15 protein-coding genes are annotated in these 17,664 nt (G+C 65.0%); 5 read left to right on the top strand and 10 right to left on the bottom strand.

The annotated features are described in order from the left end of the window. Positions 1-209 precede the first annotated feature (209 nt). Entirely contained in the window at positions 210-1,205 is a 996-nt protein-coding gene (locus LQ954_RS00405; protein WP_231022681.1) for a sugar phosphate nucleotidyltransferase, read from the top strand. 31 nt (positions 1,206-1,236) lie between these two features. Here LQ954_RS00405 and LQ954_RS00400 read toward each other — a convergent pair whose 3' ends face one another. The 4 genes from LQ954_RS00400 to LQ954_RS00385 all read right to left on the bottom strand — a co-directional run bounded on the left by LQ954_RS00400 (position 1,237) and on the right by LQ954_RS00385 (position 4,049). Continuing rightward, positions 1,237-1,680, bottom strand: a complete 444-nt coding sequence (locus tag LQ954_RS00400) for a hypothetical protein (RefSeq protein ID WP_231021382.1) — start codon at positions 1,678-1,680, stop codon at positions 1,237-1,239. Positions 1,681-1,745: 65 nt separating this feature from the next. After that, on the bottom strand, positions 1,746-2,102 hold the full coding sequence (locus LQ954_RS00395; RefSeq protein ID WP_227771177.1) for a GntR family transcriptional regulator: 357 nt from the start codon (positions 2,100-2,102) through the stop codon (positions 1,746-1,748). An 82-nt stretch (positions 2,103-2,184) separates the two neighbouring features. Continuing rightward, positions 2,185-3,471 (bottom strand): homoserine dehydrogenase, encoded by a 1,287-nt coding sequence (locus LQ954_RS00390; RefSeq protein WP_231021381.1) that lies wholly within the window; start codon positions 3,469-3,471, stop codon positions 2,185-2,187. A 236-nt stretch (positions 3,472-3,707) separates the two neighbouring features. Then, the gene (locus LQ954_RS00385; RefSeq protein WP_231021380.1) at positions 3,708-4,049 is read right to left on the bottom strand and encodes a PspC domain-containing protein; all 342 of its coding nucleotides are present in this window, start codon (positions 4,047-4,049) and stop codon (positions 3,708-3,710) included. A 194-nt stretch (positions 4,050-4,243) separates the two neighbouring features. Here LQ954_RS00385 and LQ954_RS00380 point away from each other — a divergent pair, with 194 nt between their 5' ends. Then, positions 4,244-6,208, top strand: a complete 1,965-nt coding sequence (locus LQ954_RS00380; protein WP_231021379.1) for an OPT family oligopeptide transporter — start codon at positions 4,244-4,246, stop codon at positions 6,206-6,208. On the opposite strand, the gene LQ954_RS00375 is transcribed toward LQ954_RS00380, so the two are convergent. The 3 genes from LQ954_RS00375 to queF all read right to left on the bottom strand — a co-directional run bounded on the left by LQ954_RS00375 (position 6,183) and on the right by queF (position 10,348). Next, complete coding sequence (locus LQ954_RS00375) at positions 6,183-7,466, bottom strand: glycoside hydrolase family 130 protein (RefSeq protein ID WP_227771173.1); 1,284 nt, start codon at positions 7,464-7,466, stop codon at positions 6,183-6,185. The genes LQ954_RS00380 and LQ954_RS00375 overlap by 26 nt on opposite strands. Before the next feature lie 53 nt (positions 7,467-7,519). Further along, on the bottom strand, positions 7,520-9,784 hold the full coding sequence (locus LQ954_RS00370; RefSeq protein WP_231021378.1) for a glycosyltransferase family 4 protein: 2,265 nt from the start codon (positions 9,782-9,784) through the stop codon (positions 7,520-7,522). Between the two features lie 120 nt (positions 9,785-9,904). Next, positions 9,905-10,348 carry a preQ(1) synthase gene (gene queF / locus LQ954_RS00365; RefSeq protein ID WP_227771171.1) on the bottom strand — a complete coding sequence of 148 codons (444 nt, stop codon included), beginning with the start codon at positions 10,346-10,348 and terminating at the stop codon, positions 9,905-9,907. 97 nt (positions 10,349-10,445) lie between these two features. On the opposite strand from queF, the gene LQ954_RS00360 reads away from it, so the two are divergent. Genes LQ954_RS00360 through LQ954_RS00350 form a run of 3 tightly spaced genes read left to right on the top strand, consistent with a single transcriptional unit; the run spans position 10,446 to position 13,785 of the window. Then, on the top strand, positions 10,446-11,282 hold the full coding sequence (locus LQ954_RS00360; protein ID WP_231021377.1) for a sulfurtransferase: 837 nt from the start codon (positions 10,446-10,448) through the stop codon (positions 11,280-11,282). Then, positions 11,279-12,472 carry a cystathionine beta-lyase gene (metC, locus tag LQ954_RS00355; RefSeq protein ID WP_231021376.1) on the top strand — a complete coding sequence of 398 codons (1,194 nt, stop codon included), beginning with the start codon at positions 11,279-11,281 and terminating at the stop codon, positions 12,470-12,472. The genes LQ954_RS00360 and metC overlap by 4 nt, the downstream gene beginning before the upstream one ends. Continuing rightward, a complete protein-coding gene (locus LQ954_RS00350; RefSeq protein WP_231021375.1) occupies positions 12,469-13,785 on the top strand; it encodes a mechanosensitive ion channel family protein in 1,317 nt (438 codons plus the stop codon). Before metC ends, LQ954_RS00350 begins: the two co-directional genes overlap by 4 nt. Before the next feature lie 88 nt (positions 13,786-13,873). Here LQ954_RS00350 and LQ954_RS00345 read toward each other — a convergent pair whose 3' ends face one another. The 3 genes from LQ954_RS00345 to ileS are packed head-to-tail and all read right to left on the bottom strand — an operon-like array spanning position 13,874 to position 17,650. Continuing rightward, complete coding sequence (locus tag LQ954_RS00345; RefSeq protein WP_227771167.1) at positions 13,874-14,281, bottom strand: DUF3035 domain-containing protein; 408 nt, start codon at positions 14,279-14,281, stop codon at positions 13,874-13,876. After that, the gene (lspA, locus tag LQ954_RS00340) at positions 14,274-14,801 is read right to left on the bottom strand and encodes a signal peptidase II (protein WP_227771166.1); all 528 of its coding nucleotides are present in this window, start codon (positions 14,799-14,801) and stop codon (positions 14,274-14,276) included. Before lspA ends, LQ954_RS00345 begins: the two co-directional genes overlap by 8 nt. Beyond that, positions 14,798-17,650 (bottom strand): isoleucine--tRNA ligase, encoded by a 2,853-nt coding sequence (ileS, locus tag LQ954_RS00335; RefSeq protein WP_231021374.1) that lies wholly within the window; start codon positions 17,648-17,650, stop codon positions 14,798-14,800. Before ileS ends, lspA begins: the two co-directional genes overlap by 4 nt. Positions 17,651-17,664: the final 14 nt, after the last annotated feature.

Genomic DNA, 17,664 nt, shown 5'->3' with positions numbered 1-17,664 from the left:
GAGGGCTGTTACAGGAATTGGCAAAGAAAGATTGAACGGGCGGTTGGATCGAAAACAATCCCGGTGCATTCAGCGACGGGGCATCTTCCACTTTCCTTCGCGCGGACCGCACCCCTGCGGGCCGTGCATCATGCCATGAGGAGCTTGCGCGCATGACGTCGATCATCCCGGTAATCCTGTCCGGTGGATCGGGCACGCGGCTGTGGCCCATGTCGACGCCTGAACGACCGAAGCAGATGCTCGCGCTGACGGCGGAGCAGACCATGCTTCAACTGACAGCGACGCGCGCGTCGGGCGAGCGGTTCGACGCCCCCATCGTTGTGGCGAACGCCCGCCATGCCGATATGATCGAGGAGCAGCTCGCTGGCGTTGGCTGCCGCCCGCAAGCACTGATCCTGGAGCCGATCGGCAGGAACACGGCGCCCGCGATCGCGCTGGCTGCGCTGTGCGCCAGCGAACCGGACGCTCCCTTGCTGGTCATGCCATCGGATCACGTGATCGAGGATGTGGAGGCGTTCCGCACCGCAGTGCAAACGGCTTTGCCGATGGTGGAGCAGGGCTGGCTCGTCACGTTTGGGATCACACCGGACGCGCCGGAAACCGGCTATGGCTATATCAAGGTGGGGGAGCCCATTCAGCAGGGGGTTCATCGCGTCGACCGCTTTGTCGAAAAGCCGCCGCGCGAGGTAGCAGAGGCCATGCTGGCCAGCGGCGACCATGCCTGGAATGGCGGCATTTTCCTGTTTCGCGCCGATGCATTCCTTCAAGCGCTGGCGCAGCATGAACCGGCGATGCTCGACGCAGTACGACGCTCGATCGCGGACGGGGAGCGCGCCGGCACCCACATCCGCCCGTCCACGCTCGCCTTTTCGGAGGCGCCAAACCAGTCGATCGACTATGCGGTCATGGAAAAGTCGGATCGCGTGGCCGTGGTGCCGGTGGCAATGGGCTGGAACGATGTGGGCAGCTGGGATGCGCTCCATTCGATCAGCGCGTGTGACAAGGCGGGCAACGCCATCCGGGGCGAAGTGATCGCGCTCGACACGAGCAATTGCCTGGCGCGCAGCGATGGCGTGCGGATCGCCATGGTCGGCGTCAGCGACCTGATCGTCGTGGCATCAGGCAATGACGTGCTCGTGCTACCGCGCGGACGCAGCCAGGAAGTAAAGGCGCTGCTCGAGGCGATGAAGAACACCGGAAGCTAGGGCGCAACCGGCGCTACTGCCTCCGGTTCGGTTAAAGGCGGAGGGTCAGCGTTCCGTTGGTGGGAACGCCGGCCCATTGGCGGCCAAGCTCGTCAAGCCGGTCACGGATGGCTGCAATGTCGTTCGCTGCGACTGCGACAATGGCGTGGCCCCGCGCTCCGCAAGCATGTTCGTACGTTGCAATAAGATCGGCCGCGGGAACCCTCCCGCCCCACATTTCAGCCTGAAACGTCTCGACCAGCCGCTCGATCGCTTCCTCGTGAGCACCGCCACTGGCGGCGTAGTCGGCTGTTTGCCCCTGTGCCACGAGCGAGAGAAAGCCACGGTGCGCGAGCACGCTTTCCACCGCATAGTGGATCATGTCGTGGGGGATGATGCCCTGTTTTGGGCACGAAATCGTCTCCGTGGTGGCATCCGCCCGCCTAATGGTGAGTTCATCGAACTTCCCGCTACGCTTCACGAAGGTGAGGTCCATCAAGCCGAGCCTCCAAGGGGTAGCCAGCCTGCCACGAACCAAAGCGTTGCGCGAGCCACTGAGGCTCAGGCCGATTCGCGATCCAGCAGGGTCGCCGTGTCGAGCCCGAGAAGATCGATATAGGCCCGAATCCGCGGCCATTGCTGGGTGACAAACGCGTCCCGCTCCGCGAGCCGAAGGCGTTCAGCGGCACCAGGCAATACGAACATGCCCACGCCCCGCCGGACCTCGACATAACCTTCGTCCTGGAACGACTGATATGCTTTGGCCACCGTCAGCGGATTCGCACCATGTTCCGCGGCAAGCGCCCGCACCGAAGGCAACTGATCGCCCGCGCGGAAATCACCGCGCAAAATTCCCGCCGCGATGGTTCCGCGGAGCCTGATGTAGACCGGGCTGTCTTCGTTGCTCAGCGCTGTCATGCTGCCTTAATACAGCAAATAGCAGCGTAGGCCAGCCCCTGAAGTGCCGAGGCCGGCGAGCCGCCCCTCCACGCCCAACAGATCAGTCGAGAATATGCATCCAGAGCGGCTCGCCAGCGAGACTCTGGGAGCCGCGCAGACGCTCCAGTGCGGCTCCGATGTGCGACTCCGGCGCTTCATGGGTGACGATCGCGACCAGCGCCGTTCCGTCTACCGACGCGGCGCGCTGGATCAGGCTTTCGATCGACACGCCAGCATCCCGCATCGCAGCGGCGATCTCCGCCAGCACGCCGACTCGATCGGCGACGGTGAAGCGAAGATAGGCGCGGCCGCGGCGCTCACCGACGGGTGCCGCGGGGGCTTCTGCCAACGAGGCGACCGGCATCGCGTAAGGCGGGCCATATTCGCCGCGCGCAATGTCGATCAGATCAGCCACCACCGCGCTCGCAGTCGGCCCATCGCCCGCGCCGGCGCCCTGGAACAGCAGACGACCAACGAAATTGCCCTCTGCCACCACTGCATTGGTCGAGCCGGTGACGTGCGCCAGCGGGTGATCCGCCGGGACGAGGTGGGCGTGAACCCGCTGGAACAGGCCATTGCTGCCCGCTTCCGCCACGCCGACCAGCCGGACACGATAACCAAGCGCCGCTGCCTCGGCGATATCGGCGGCGATCACGTGCCGGATGCCGCTGACCGCGACATTGCCGAAGGCAGGCCGCGTGCCGAAGGCGACCGAGGAGAGAATGGAAAGCTTATGCGCGGCATCCACCCCGTCGATGTCAAAGGACGGATCCGATTCGGCGTATCCCAGCGCCTGCGCCTCTGCGAGCACCTCGGCGAAGTCGCGCCCCTCCGCTTCCATCTTGCTGAGGATGAAATTGCAGGTGCCGTTCAGGATGCCATAGACCCGGCCGATCGCGTTGGCGGCGGCACCTTCGCGCAAGCCCTTGATCACAGGGATACCGCCAGCAACCGCGGCCTCGAACTTCAGCGGCACCTTTGCCGATTCCGCAGCCTCTGCCAGTTCCAGTCCGTGGTGGGCCAACATGGCCTTATTCGCGGTGACAAAGCCCTTGCCCGCCGCCAATGTCGTCCGCGCCAGCGCCAGCGCCGGACCGTCAGCCCCACCGACCAGTTCGACGATCACATCGGCATCACACCGCGCCAGAGCGCTGGTATCGTCGACCCATTCGAAGCCGCTGATGTCGACGCCGCGATCCTTGGTGCGATCGCGCGCGGAAACAGCAACGATCTCGATCGGCCGGCCAGCGCGCCGCGTGATCAACTCGCGGTTCGCCTCGAGCACGCGAATCACGCCCCCGCCAACCGTTCCGAGCCCCGCCAGTGCCACGCGCAATGCTGTCGTCATCGTCACCCCCTGATCGCCAGGAGCGACTAAGCGCTCGGCATCGCCGTGTCGACCACGCAAGCCGGACGGGCGCAATTAGGTCCGAACTCGTTCGTTTTTTTGGGTTCTCCCCCTTTTGGGGGATGTGCCGGCGACGCAAAACCTGCCAACCATAATGTGCGACCCAAGCCCGTGATTTCACGGGCAACCTGCCCGGCTCCTTTCCCAACGAAAGGACCGGGCAACTTTTTGGGGCTTTACGCAGCTTGGGCGAATGCCGGGCCTTCCGGTTCATTGGCGGGCGTGACGGTCGGCTCGGCGGAAGCACTCACGTTCTGAAGGTCATGCTTCGCGCGAGCATTCGGGAATGCGATTCGCGACACCAAAACCACCAGGCCGAGCGCGAGATAGGTGACGACAACGCCGACCGGCTGGATGACGAACGCTGCGCCGAGCGCAAGCCGCAGCCACAGCGGATTGAAACCGAAATCTTCTCCAAGCGCGTTGCAAATGCCCAGTAGATTGTCCTTGGGGTTGGTAAGCTTCTTGGCTTCGGTGGTCATTAGATTGCTCCGATCAGTGACGGCCTTGCCGTTCATGACCAACCTTTTGCAGCTTCTGTGCCAAACGCGATCTTCGGCATAATCAAAGACTTAGAGCATTCCGTCGCGAACCCGCGGGCGCGAACATCGTACTTTCCGCCACATCATGGTGAGATGCGCCGAATCCCCGAACGGCAGGGTTGGGCAAGGTTCGCGTTGGCTGCGTGGTTTCGATGTGCAAGCATGATGGCATGAGCACACCGACCAAGCATGTCGCCGAACTGACCCTCCGCGCCGTGCTGCTCGGCGGGTTGATCACTTTGCTGTTCACCGCCGCCAACGTTTACCTCGGGCTGAAGGTCGGCCTCACCTTTGCCACGTCGATCCCGGCGGCGGTGATTTCCATGGCGATCCTGCGTCAGTTCCGCGGCTCGTCGATCCTAGAAAACAATATCGTCCAGACGATCGCAAGCGCGGCCGGCACGCTCGCGGCGATCATCTTCGTGCTGCCGGGGCTGGTGATCATCGGATGGTGGCAGGGCTTTCCCTTTCACCTGACCGCCGGGATCACGGCGCTCGGCGGCATTCTGGGTGTCATGTTCTCGGTACCGCTCCGCCGCGCGCTGGTGGTGGAAAGTGACCTGCCCTATCCCGAAGGGCGCGCCGCGGCCGAAGTGCTGGAAGTCGGATCGGGCTCACGCGCAGGCGCAGCGGAAAGCGCGGCGGGCCTTCGCCTGCTGGTCTCCGGCAGCCTCGCCTCGGCAGGCTTTGCCATTCTGACCCAGATGAAGCTGGCCGCTGCCGAAGTCGGCACCTGGTTCCGGCTGGGTAGCGGCGCGACGGGCGCGGCCGGCAGCCTGTCCTTTGCGCTGTTCGGCGTGGGACATTTGGTGGGATTGTCGGTAGGGCTGGCCCAGCTCGTCGGCCTGGTCACCGCCTGGTTCATCCTTCTGCCCATCCTTACCGCAGCGCAGCCGTCGGCCGGCGACGTGGAAGCCTGGGCCGGTGCGATCTTCCGCGAAGACGTGCGCTTTTTCGGCGCGGGCGTGATTGGTGTCGCCGCCGTATGGACGCTGGTGCGGATCGCCCGGCCAGTGATTGGCGGGATCACCTCGGCGCTGGCGGCAAGCCGCGCCCGCCATGCCGGCGAAGCACTGGCGCTCGAAGAGCAGGATCTGCCGATCGGGGTGGTCGCCGGCGTGTCGGTGGCGCTGTTGCTGCCGATTGCATGGCTGTTGTGGAGCGTCGCCAGCACCGGGCCGATCGCAGGATCCGCCGCCATTCTCGTTGCGGGGGCGCTCGCATTCGTGGTGGTGATTGGGCTGATGATCGCCACGGTGACCGGCTATATGGCCGGCCTGATCGGCGCCTCCAACTCGCCCGTTTCGGGCATCGGCATCCTCTCCATCCTTGCCGCCTCGCTGCTGCTGGTTGGCCTCTTCGGGCGTGATCTGCCGCCGGATACGACGGCAGCGCTGGTCGCTTATGCCCTGATCGTCACCGGCCTCGTCTTTGGCATCGCCACGATCGCGAACGACAACCTGCAAGACCTGAAAACGGGGCAACTGGTGGGCGCGACTCCTTGGAAACAGCAGGTCGCGCTGGTCATCGGCGTGGTCTTCGGCTCCATCGTCGTGCCGCCCGTGCTCGACTTGCTGAACACCGCCTTCGGTTTTGCGGGAGCTCCGGGTGCCGGCCCCAATGCGCTGGCGGCGCCGCAAGCGGGGCTGATCTCCTCACTGGCGAAAGGCGTGCTTGGTGGCGATCTCAATTGGTCGATGCTGCGCTGGGGGGCGCTGGCCGGGGTGATCTTCATCGCGCTGGACGAAGTGCTGGGAAGAATGAACCGCATGCGCCTGCCGCCGCTGGCGATCGGCATCGCCATTTACCTGCCAATGGCGGTGATCCTGCCGGTCGTGCTCGGCGCGCTGATCGGCGCTGCTTATGATCGCTGGGCGGATCGCACCGCCGATCCGGAAGCGGCGCGTCGCATGGGCACGCTGACCGCCACCGGCATGATCGTGGGCGAGAGCCTGTGGGGCGTCGGCTTCGCGGGGATCGTCGCAGCGAGCGGGAGCGACACGCCGCTGGCGGTGGTCGGCGACGGCTTTGCGCCCGTCGCGCTCGCCGGCGGCGCCCTGCTGTTCGTGGCGCTGATCGGGTGGCTTTACCGCGGCACCCGACGCGCCGTCACATCAACGCCAACAGCTTCTTGATCTCGACAAAGGCGAAGCCGACCGAACTGTCAGCGATGCCGTAGGGCATGAACAGCTTGTCTCCCTGCCGCATCGCGCCGCAGGTATAGACCACGTTGGGCACATAGCCTTCGCGGTCCTGGTCAGCCGCGGCCAGGATCGGTTCGCGCGTGCGGCCGAGAACCTTCGACGGATCATTCTTGTCGAGCAGCGCGGCGCCAATCGAATATTTGCGCATCGCGCCCACCCCATGGGTCAGCAGCAGCCAGCCCTCGTCCACCTCGATCGGCGGGCCGCAATTGCCGATCTGCACGAGCTCCCACGGATAGACCGGCGTCAGGATCAGCTCGCCGTCATCCCAATGATCCAGCCGGTCCGAACGCAGCAGGTACAGGTTCTCGCCGTCCTGCCGACCGATGGAGAGATATTCGCCGTTCACCGTGCGCGGGAACAGCGCGATGCCCTTGTTACGGGCGGCCGACCCGGTCATCGGCACCAGATCAAAGGCGCGAAAGTCGCGGGTGCGAAGCAGCTCTGACTGAATGCTGGCGCCGTTATACGCCGTGTAGGTGCCCAGCCACTCGATCGACCCGTCATCATGGGTGAAGTGAACGAGGCGCAGATCCTCCAGACCCTTGGACTGAGCCTCGGTGATCGGGAAGATCACCGTTCCGGACAGAGTTGAGTCGCGATGCCGGTGCACGGTGATCGGCCCGGTCGGCATGTCCTGCCCATCGATACCATGCGCATCGGCGGCGGTGGCAAAGGGCGGCTCGGGCGCGAGCATGAGCTGGTTTTCTTCGGTGATGATCCCTTCGCGGAAGGCGACGGACGAGATGTGACCCTCCCCGACCGAGCGAAGGCTCATCAGAATGCGCTGCGAGCCTTCGGTCATGCCGGACTGGTCGGGATGCGGCACGGCGCTGGGGTTCATCAGCGCGGCCGCCGCATAGCTATATTCGTGACAGAAATAGGCGCCGATCAACTGACGTTTCTCGTCGTCGATCGCATCGCCATCCAGGCCGTGAAGCTCGGCAATCTCCTCGTAGCGGGTCATGAACACGCGACGGGTTTGCCAATGACGCGCCTCGAAATCCTTGAGCACAACGGCAAGCTGTTCGCTGGCCTGAAGCGGCGTCATGGCGAGCACTTCGTCGATCATGCGCTGGGAACGGCTTTGTCCCTGACCGTTCATCGCCGATTTGGCGATGTGGAACGGGCGCACCACGACACGGGACGGATCGGCATGAAGCCGGAGCCGATGATTGAACAAGTCCAAGAAGAAGGCCTCGTATTGTCGTCCGGAAGTCGACGCGCCAAGGCAAGCGGGGCTTACGCGACAGCGCGCCCCGTCCCTGCCACGCCTTGCGCTGCCTTTGAAAGCCTAGAAATTGCGCAGTTCGACAATTGCAGCGCCAGAATGGATTCGGCGCCCTGATTTCGGTTCAGACCGGTGGGCATCAGACCGTCGAAACAGCCGCCGTCCTGCACCGTTGCGAGCGGCAGATCGAGATCGTTCTGCCCGAAATACCAGCCATAGGCACGCTCAGCCTCCACCCGCCAGCGGGCGTCGCCCGTCGCGGCATAAGCGGCGCAGCAGGCATCGACGGTGGCCTGCGCCTCCAACGGTTGCTGGTCGAATGGCAGCGGCTCTGCATAGGGCCGGCCGAAGCTTTCGGTGCCGACCGCACGGAAGCGACCCTCGGGGCTCTTCTGCTGTTCGATGATCCAGGCGAGCGTTTCGAGGCCGGTTTCAACGACATCGCGGCGGCCGATCGCCTGGCCGGCGCGAATCAGCGCCTCCGGCAGGCGGGCGTTGTCGTAAGCCAGCACGATCTCGAACCAGACCCAATTGGGCCGGCGCGCCTCGTCGAGGAGCGCCATATGCTCCTCGGGAAAGCGCGTGAGGATCGAATTCGCCAGCTGATGCCCCGGCGATGCCTCCAGCATGGCGGCGGCGCCAAGCATCGCGAAGGATTGCGCCCGCGGGCTGCCCAACTCGAAGGCGAGGCTCGCCGTCATGTCGAACATCATTGTCGCCCAGTCGCGGTGCTTGCGGCTGCGTGCGTCACGGGCAGTAACACCAAGCGCCCAAAGCGCCCGACCGTTGGAATCCTCCGAGCCCGCATCCTCGCACCACGTGCGATCGAAATTCATGAAGTTCCGAAACCGGCGCTGTTCCGGGTTCCAGGCATATTGGACAAACGACGCGTAAACCGTGGTCCACTTGTCGCGAACCGCGTCGTCGATGTTGTCCATCGCGCTCATCAGGATCAGCGCACGGGCGTTATCGTCGATGCAATAGCCGTGACGCCGGTCAGGCACCGAATAGATCGAGTGCTGAAGCATACCGGTCGAATCGCTCATCCGCTCCACGGCGGAAAGGTCCGGCGCATGCGGCTTGATCGGTCCGGATGAAGCGATCCGCTGCGGGCGGCCATCGATGATCGACGTGATCTCGTTCATTGCTCGCTCCGCCACGCGGGACCAAGTCATCGTCCGGCCGCGCTCATAGGCACGCGCGGACAGGCGCGAGCGGTTGCGCTCGCTGCCGAGCAGGCTGCTGATCTCACGCGCGAAGGCCGCGGAGTCGCGGAAGTCGACCAGCACACCGTGCCCATCAGCAAGGATCTCGGTCGCATGGACATAGGGCGTGGAGATCACCGCTTTGCCCCCGCCAACGGCATAAGAGAGCGTTCCGCTCGTGATCTGCGCCGGGTTCAAATACGGGGTGACATAGATGTCCGCCGCCTGGAGATAGTCGATCAGCTCATCCTGTTCGACAAAGGCGTCGACAAAGGCGACGTTGTTTTCGACGCCCAGGCTGCGAGCAAGCGCCTTCAGGCCGTCCCGGTATTTCTCGCCTTCGTGAGCCACCAGATTGGGATGAGTGGCACCCAGGACGACATATTTCGCCTCCGGATGCTGCTCCACCACCGCCGGCATCGCCTCGATAACGGTTTCGATGCCCTTGCCCGGGGCGAGAAGTCCGAAGGTGAGGATGACCTGCCCCGACCACCCGAAGCGCGGCTTGAAGGTAGCGGGATCGGCAAACGGACGATCCGGCACGCCATGGGGAATGTTGACGATCGAGCGCGGATTGGCGCCGTGCACCCGCGTCAGGATGTCCCGTCCGCGCTCCGCCATGACGATAACCTTGGCAGCACGACGAAGCAGCCCCTCCATCACCGTTCGCTCCTGCGCGCTCGGCTTCTCAAGCACGGTGTGCAGGGTAACGATGAGGGGCAGATTGATGCGGTCAAGCAGCGCCAGGATATGCTCGCCAGCGGCGCCGCCGAATATGCCATATTCGTGCTGCAGCCACACCGCCTGAGCCCCGGAGGCCTCGATGGCGCGTGCAGTTGCGAGATAAGCGGCGCGGTCTTCCTGCGGGATCGTGCCCGTGACAGCGGCAGGATAATCGTAGCGCCCCGGGTGATCGTCCATCGCATAAACATCGACGGTCAGATCCGGGTACCGGGTCTTCAAAGCGTTGAACGTGTCAGTCGTAAAAGTGGCCAACCCGCACTTACGCGGCAGAAAGTTGCCGATGAGGGCGATGTGCTTGACGCTATCGTTTACGACCGTGTGGTTCATCCTTTTATGCCTCTGCTACGGAGAACGCCCGTTCACATGGCGTTCACCGATACAACCAGCTTACAGCGGGTTGGTTGCGCAGCCTGCTGCAATGCAGCGAATAATTATCCTCGAAAGCGCTCAGCCGCGCCCCCGGTACGACGGAACACCCTGATCCGGCACCCAGAGGTCCGCCGGCGGTGCGCCAGTCTGCCAGAAAACGTCGATCGGTATGCCGCCACGCGGGTACCAATAGCCGCCGATCCGCAACCACACCGGCTTCATCTCCTCGACCAATCGTTCGCCGATGCCGACGGTGCAGTCCTCATGAAAGGCGGCGTGATTGCGGAAGCTGCCAAGAAACAGCTTCAGCGACTTGGATTCCACCATGGTCTCGCCCGGCACATAATCAATTACCAGATGAGCAAAATCCGGCTGGCCCGTGACGGGGCATAGCGACGTGAATTCAGGCGAGACGAAGCGGACCAGATACTGCCGGCCGGGCCGCGGATTGGGAACATAATCGAGAACCGCTTCTTCCGGGCTGGTGGGAAGCGGGCTGTTCTTGCCGAGATGGAGTGTCATGCCGCGCCAGATAGGGGCAGCGGCCCACGGTTGCCAGTTCGCCAGCGCACGCCGCGCCAAGTTTCGACATGCAGGGATTGGACGCTAAGAGAACGGAATGGACGCACTTGTCTCCGCCCAGTGGCTCGCTGCCGAGATCGGCGCGCGTGATCTCCGCATCGCCGATTGCACCTGGTTCCTGCCGGGCGAAGGACGCGACGCGCGGGCCGAATATCTAGCGGGGCACATCCCGGGCGCCGTCTTCCTCGACCTGACCGACATGGCGGATACGGCCACCAGCCTGCCGATGATGCTGCCCGGTCCCGAAAAGTTCGCCAGCCGTATGGGCCGGCTGGGCCTGGGGGATGGCACGCGCATCGTGCTGTACGATCAGTCACCGCATCATACCGCGGCGCGCGGCTGGGCCATGTTGCGCAGCTTCGGCATCAACGACGTCGCCATTCTGGACGGCGGGCTCGATGCCTGGCGCGCGGCGGGCGGCACAGTGGCGAGCGGCGAGGAAACACCCAAACCGCGGCACATCACACCGCGCGATCGCGGCAGGGCGGTTCGTGACCTCGCTCATGTCAGGGCTGTTCAGGCGAGCGGTGCCGAGCAGATCGTCGACGCGCGCTCACCCAACCGGTTCGCCGGTGCCGAGCCTGAGCCGCGACCTGGCGTGACGCCGGGGCACATCCCTGGATCAACCAACCTTCATTATGCCCGCTTCTTCCATCCGGACGGCACGTGGAAGCAGGGCGATGAGCTGCGCGCTTTGTTCGCATCGGCCGGCATCGATCCGGACCGGCCAATGGTAGCGACCTGCGGTTCGGGAGTGACGGCCGCCGTCATCGCCTTTGCCGCACACCTGCTGGGTCGCGAGGTGCCGATCTACGACGGAAGCTGGGCGGAATGGGGCAGCGATCCGACCACCCCAAAGGAGACCGGCGCATGAGCAAGGATCGGCCGATCGCCGACGCGACCCGAGTCGTTTCCGCGGGGCGCCGGGTGGAGTGGACGCAAGGGATCGTCAATCCTCCGGTGTGGCGCGCCTCTACCCACCTGTACGGCTCGATCGCCGAACTGCGGGAAAATGGCGCCCGCGACACCCACCACCGCTTGTTCTACGGCCGGCGCGGCAGCCCGACCCAGTGGAGCCTGGCCGACGCGCTGACGGAACTGGAGCCCGGTGCGGAGGCGACCTTCCTCTATCCATCGGGCGTAGCGGCCATTGCCGCTGCGCTGCTCAGTGTTCTGTCGCCAGGTGACGAACTGTTGGTGCCGGACGCGGCCTATGATCCGACCCGCTCCATGGCGACGGGGCTGCTGAAGCGGTTCGGCATCGCCACGCGCTTCTATGATCCGCTGGTGGGCGCCGGGATCGAGAACCTCATCGGCGAGCATACCCGCGCCATCTTCATGGAAAGCCCGGGCAGCCTGACCTTCGAGGTGCAGGACGTGCCTGCCATTGTCGCGGCGGCCAAGGCGCGTGGCATCACCACCTTGCTGGACAATACCTGGGCAACGCCGTTGCGCTTCCGCGCCATCGAAAAGGGCGTGGATCTGGTGATCCTTGCCGGCACCAAATATGTCGTCGGCCATTCGGACGTGATGTTGGGCAGCGTCACCGCTGCACCATCGCATTGGCGCCGCTTGCGCGAGACCAGCTTCCAATTGGGACAGGTCGCCAGCCCCGATGATGCCTGGCTGGGCTCGCGTGGGTTGCGCACCATGGCCGTTCGGCTGGCGCAGCATGAAACCAGCGCGCTCAAGATCGCCCGCTGGCTGGAAACACGCGCCGAGGTGGATCGGGTGCTGCATCCCGCCCTGCCCTCCTGTCCGGGCCACGAACATTTCGTTCGCGACTTCACGGGCAGCAGCGGACTGTTCTCCTTCGTGCTGAAAGGTGGCGACGAAGCCGCGCGGGCGGCGCTGATCGACGGGCTTGACCATTTCGGCATCGGTTATTCCTGGGGCGGGTTCGAGAGCCTAGCGATCCCTGCGGATCCGGAACGCCACCGTACCGCCACCGTACCGACTTTCGCTGGGCCGCTGGTGCGCCTGCAGATCGGGCTGGAGGATCCCGACGATCTGATTACCGACCTCGCCGCCGGGCTTGAGCGTTTTCGCGCGGCGCTGGGATGACCTCGGTCGAAGCTTGGCTGAATGCCAACGGCCTTTCCCTGCCGTCGCAGGCCGACGCGCTGGAGGTGGCGATCGCCGGCGCGCTGATGCTGCTGGCGCTGGCGCTCGGCGTCTTCGCCGGTCGAGCGCTTGGCGTTCGCGCGGGCCAGCTGTGGAAGACCCATGTCGCCCACCACGGCGAAGGCTTGTGGGAGCGGATGCCGGCCATCATTCGACACGGGGTCACCGCGCTGGCGGCGGCGATCGTGATGTCAGCCTATCCTTGGTCCCCCTGGGGCGGGCTGCCGATCGGGCTGACGCTGGGCAGCGCGGCGGCAATGGTGGCTCATCAGATCCTGCGCGGCCTCGGCATTCCGCGCTGGGCCTCGTGGCTGGTATCCGGCATCCTGCTCGTCGCGCTGTTCAGCCGAGCGGTCGGCGGCCTGGACGCGATTACCGCAACGCTGGACGGCGTGGGCGTGGATGTCGGCAAGCGGCGCCTGTCGCTGCTCGCCATCACCAGCGCGCTGCTCGTCATCGTCATCATCGTTGCGATCGTCCGGCTGACCAATCGCATCGTCAGCCATGCCATTGCGCGCACCTCCACGCTGGACGCCACGCAGAAGCTGCTGGGACAGAAGCTCGCCACCATCGCGATCGTCATTGCGGCTTTCCTGTTCTCGATTGACCTGCTCGGCATCGACCTGACCGCCTTTGCGGTTTTTTCTGGCGCCATGGGCCTCGCCGTCGGCTTCGGCCTGCAGAAGACGGTCGGCAACTTGATTGCGGGCATCATCCTGCTGATGGATCGATCCATCAAGCCGGGCGACGTCATCGTGGTGGGCGACAGTTTCGGCTGGGTAAACAAGATCGGGGTGCGCGCCGTGAGCGTGATCACACGCGATGGCAAGGAACACCTGATCCCCAACGAAAATCTGATGACCCAGGAGGTGGAGAACTGGTCATTTTCCAACCGCAACGTCCGCGTCCGCATTCCCGTCAGGATCGGCTACGACTGCGATCTCCGGCTCGCACAGGAGCTGATGCTCAAGGCGGCCACCGAGTCACCGCGCGTGCTCGACAGCCCGAGCCCCAATGTCTGGCTCACCGGTTTCGGCGTGAACGGGGTAGAACACGAGATCCTGGCGTGGATCAGCGACCCGGAGAGCGGCGTGGGCAACGTGAAGTCCGACGTGCTCAATCGCTTGTGGTGGAAATTCAAAGAGGCGAGGATCGCCCTGCCCTTTGCCCAGCACGACATTCATGTGAAGGAATGGCCCGGGCGCCCCGGAGAAGCGCCGATGCCCATGAGCGGCGATCAACCGCAGAATTGAGCGGATCAAGGGCCGGTGGGGCAAGCGACCCGCTGCCCCTGCCTTGCCGATATCCGCCGCCCCGCTTCGACCAGGCGGCGGTTCGTGGTCAGCGTGGCGCGTTCGCGCGTGCTTCCTGCCCATCGCCTTCCGGCGCAGCGATAATGTCCCGGGTGGTCTGGCCCTTGTCGATCACGTTGGTCTGCGGATCTCCGGCTGAGGAGCGGATACCACGATCAGCGGATTGTTCGCCCGCCGCCTGAAGCGCAGCGGTTTCGCCAGCACTGCGCGGTGCGCTGCCGAACAGCGCCTCCAGCGTCTGCGCCTGGGCGCTGGTGGCCGATTGCACGCGTGCTGCGCCGGGCGTCGGGGGCACCAGCGCGAAGTCAGGTGGGATGATCAGCGACGGCTGACGCGCCACCGCGAACTCGTCAGGACGGTCACGATTGAGGCCGTTGCTGGCGCACCCGGCCAGCAGCACCGCAAGGCCAGCGCCCATGACAATCGACTTACGCATTCACATTCTCCGAAGCCATCTTGTCAGGCTTTGCCGTGGGCTTATCGCGAATCAGCAGCGCGCGCACCAGCAGAATGAGCACGCCGATGGTGATGGCCGCATCCGCCACGTTGAACACTAGGAACGGCCGCCATTCGCCAAAGTGCAGGTCGGCGAAGTCCACGACATAGCCGAAGCGGACCCGGTCGACGATGTTGCCGAGCGCGCCGCCCAGTACGAGGCCGAGCGCCAGCTTGTCCGCCGCCTTCTCCTCGCGCCACATCCAGAAGGTGACCGCACCGGCGATCGCCGCCGTCATCGCCACCAGTCCCCAGCGCGCCAGTTCGCTCTCCGCGCGGAGCAGCCCAAGGCTGACGCCCATGTTCTGCACGAAGCGAAGATCGAAGAACGACACGATCTCGCGCGACGCGCCCAGGAAGTTGATGCCCAGCGGCCCGGTCACCACCCATTTGATCAGCTGGTCGAGCACGAAGACGACTGCCGCGGCGACAAGGCCGGCAACAGGCACGCTGCGCTTCACGCCGCCACCTCGTCGTTCACCACGTCGGCGCAGCGCGCGCACAGCGCATTGTCCTCGACAACCTCGGGCAGCAGACGCCAGCAGCGCCCGCACTTGTGATAATCGGTCCGGCTCACCGTCACCTCATCGCCCGGCGATACCTTCGCCACGATGAACGCCTCGGCCAGCTGGTCGACCGGCAGCGGCGTGTCGGTCACGGTCACGACCGCTTCCAGGCTGGAGCGCACGATCTTCTCGCGCCGCAGCGGCTCGATCGCCTCGGTCACGCGCTCGCGAAGGCGTCGCACCTCGAGCCAGCGGGCGCTGACATCCTCGCCCGCTTCCGCCGGCAGTTCCGGCCAGTCGAGGAAGTGCACCGAGCCATCCTCGCTCGGGAAGCGCGATTGCCACACTTCCTCGGCGGTGAAGACCAGCACCGGCGCTGCCCAGCGCACCATCGCGTGGAACAGCACGTCCAGCATCGTGCGATACGCGCGGCGCTTCACGTCATCGGGCGCGTCGCAATAGAGCGAATCCTTGCGGATATCGAAGAAGAAGGCGGACAGGTCCTCGTTCGCAAAATCGCTCAGCAGGCGGACATAGCCGTTGAAGTCGTAATCAGCGATCGCACGGCGCAGCTGCTGGTCCAGCGCATGGACCAGATGGAGCATGTACCGCTCAAGCTCCGGCCATTCCGCCACCGGCAGCTTCTCCGCCTCGTCAAACCCGTCGAGCGCGCCGAGGAGGTAGCGGAAGGTATTGCGCAGCTTGCGATACTGGTCAGCGACACCGGCCAAGATCTCCTTGCCGATGCGGTGATCCTCGGTGAAATCAACCGACAACGCCCACAGCCGCAGGATGTCCGCGCCATAATCGCGCATCAGATCAAGCGGGTTGATCGTGTTGCCGAGGCTCTTGGACATCTTCATGCCCTTGGCGTCCATCGTGAAGCCGTGCGTCAGCACCGCATCATAAGGCGCCCGCCCGCGCGTGCCGCAGCTTTCCAGAAGCGACGACTGGAACCAGCCGCGATGCTGGTCCGAACCCTCTAGATAAAGGTCCGCTGGCCAGCTGAGTTCCGGCCAGCGCCCGCTTTCCAGCACGAAGGCATGGGTGCAGCCCGAATCGAACCAGACGTCGAGAATGTCGGTGACGCGCTCGTAGTCGGCGGGGTCACGCCCCTCGCCAAGGAAGCCAGCCGCCGCCTCGTCGGTCCAGGCATCGACGCCCTTCTCGCGGAAGGCGTCAACGATCCGCACGTTCACCGCCGGATCGACCAGCAGCTCGCCTGTCGCACGATGCACGAACAGCGCGATCGGCACGCCCCAGGCACGCTGCCGGCTGATCACCCAGTCCGGCCGCCCCTCGACCATCGCGCCGATGCGGTTGCGCCCCTTTTCGGGCACGAAGCGGGTCGCGGCGATCGCCGCAACAGCCTTCTGCCGCAGCGTGTCGCCGCCCACGATCGGCTTGTCGACGGCGATGAACCATTGCGGCGTGCAGCGGAAGATCACCTTCGCCTTCGAGCGCCAGGAATGCGGATAGCTGTGCTTGAAATCGTCGCTCGCGGCGACCAGCGCGCCCGCCTCACGCAGGTCGGTGCAGATCGGCCCGTCAGCGGCGACGAACTTCTTGTTGATGACGCTGCCCTGCCCGCCGAGCCACAGCCAGTCCGGGCGGTACATGCCGCCAGCATCCACCGCGAAGACCGGATCGATGCCATGCGCCTTGCACAGCTCGAAATCGTCCTCGCCATGATCGGGCGCCATATGGACGAGGCCAGTGCCGGCATCGGTGGTGACGAAATCGCCCGGCAGGAACGGACGCGGCTTGGCGAAGAAGCCGCCCAGCTCATGCATCGGGTGTCGCGCGACCGCACCCGCCAGCTTCTCGCCAGTGAACGCCGCCAGCACTGTCACCGTGCCCGCTGCATCACCGATCTTCACCACCACCGGGTGGCCGATGCGGGCGCCGAAGCTCTCCAGCAGATCGCGCGCCACCAGCAGGGTGCGCGGCCCCTCCACCATGTCGTCGAAGCGCGCGAGGACGTATTCGACCTCCGGGCCATAGGCGAGCGCCTGGTTGACCGGGATCGTCCACGGCGTCGTTGTCCAGATCACCGCATGCGCGCCGACCAGCTCCGGCGCGTTCGGCGCCTCGGTGATCTCGAATGCGACGTCGATCTGCGTCGACACCACGTCCTCATATTCCACTTCGGCTTCGGCCAGCGCGGTCTTCTCGACCGGGCTCCACATCACCGGCTTCGCGCCGCGATAGAGCTGCCCCGTCTCGGCGAACTTCATCAGCTCGGACACGATCGTCGCCTCGGCGGCGAAGTCCATCGTCAGGTACGGCTTGTCCCAGTCACCGTTGACGCCCAGCCGCTTCAGCTGCTCGCGCTGCGTGTCGACCCACTTCTGGGCATAGGCGCGGCACTCGGCGCGGAATTCCGCCGGCGGAACCTCGTCCTTGTTCAGCTTCTTCTTGCGATATTCTTCCTCGACCTTCCACTCGATCGGCAGGCCGTGGCAATCCCAGCCGGGAACGTAGGGCGCGTTCTTGCCCAGCAGCGTCTGGGTGCGAACGACCATGTCCTTCAGGATATGGTTCAGCGCATGGCCGATGTGCATGTCGCCATTGGCATAGGGCGGGCCATCGTGGAGGATGAACTTCTCGCGCCCGGCGCGCTGTTCGCGCAGCCGCTGGTACAGGCCCAGCCGCTGCCACCGCTCCAGAATCGCGGGCTCCTTCTGCGGCAGACCTGCCTTCATCGGGAAGTCGGTCTTCGGCAGGAAGACAGTGTCGCGCCAATCCTTCTGATCGGCAGTCGCTGCGGAGGGTGTATCGTCGGCCATGAGTGCCGCGCGCATTACGGCTTAACCTC

Source organism: Sphingomonas sp. IC-11 (assembly GCF_021043365.1).
In the GTDB taxonomy this organism is placed as follows: domain Bacteria; phylum Pseudomonadota; class Alphaproteobacteria; order Sphingomonadales; family Sphingomonadaceae; genus Sphingomonas.
The sequence above is the reverse complement of the archived record's forward strand: the minus strand, read 5'-3'. Positions and strand labels throughout refer to the sequence as shown.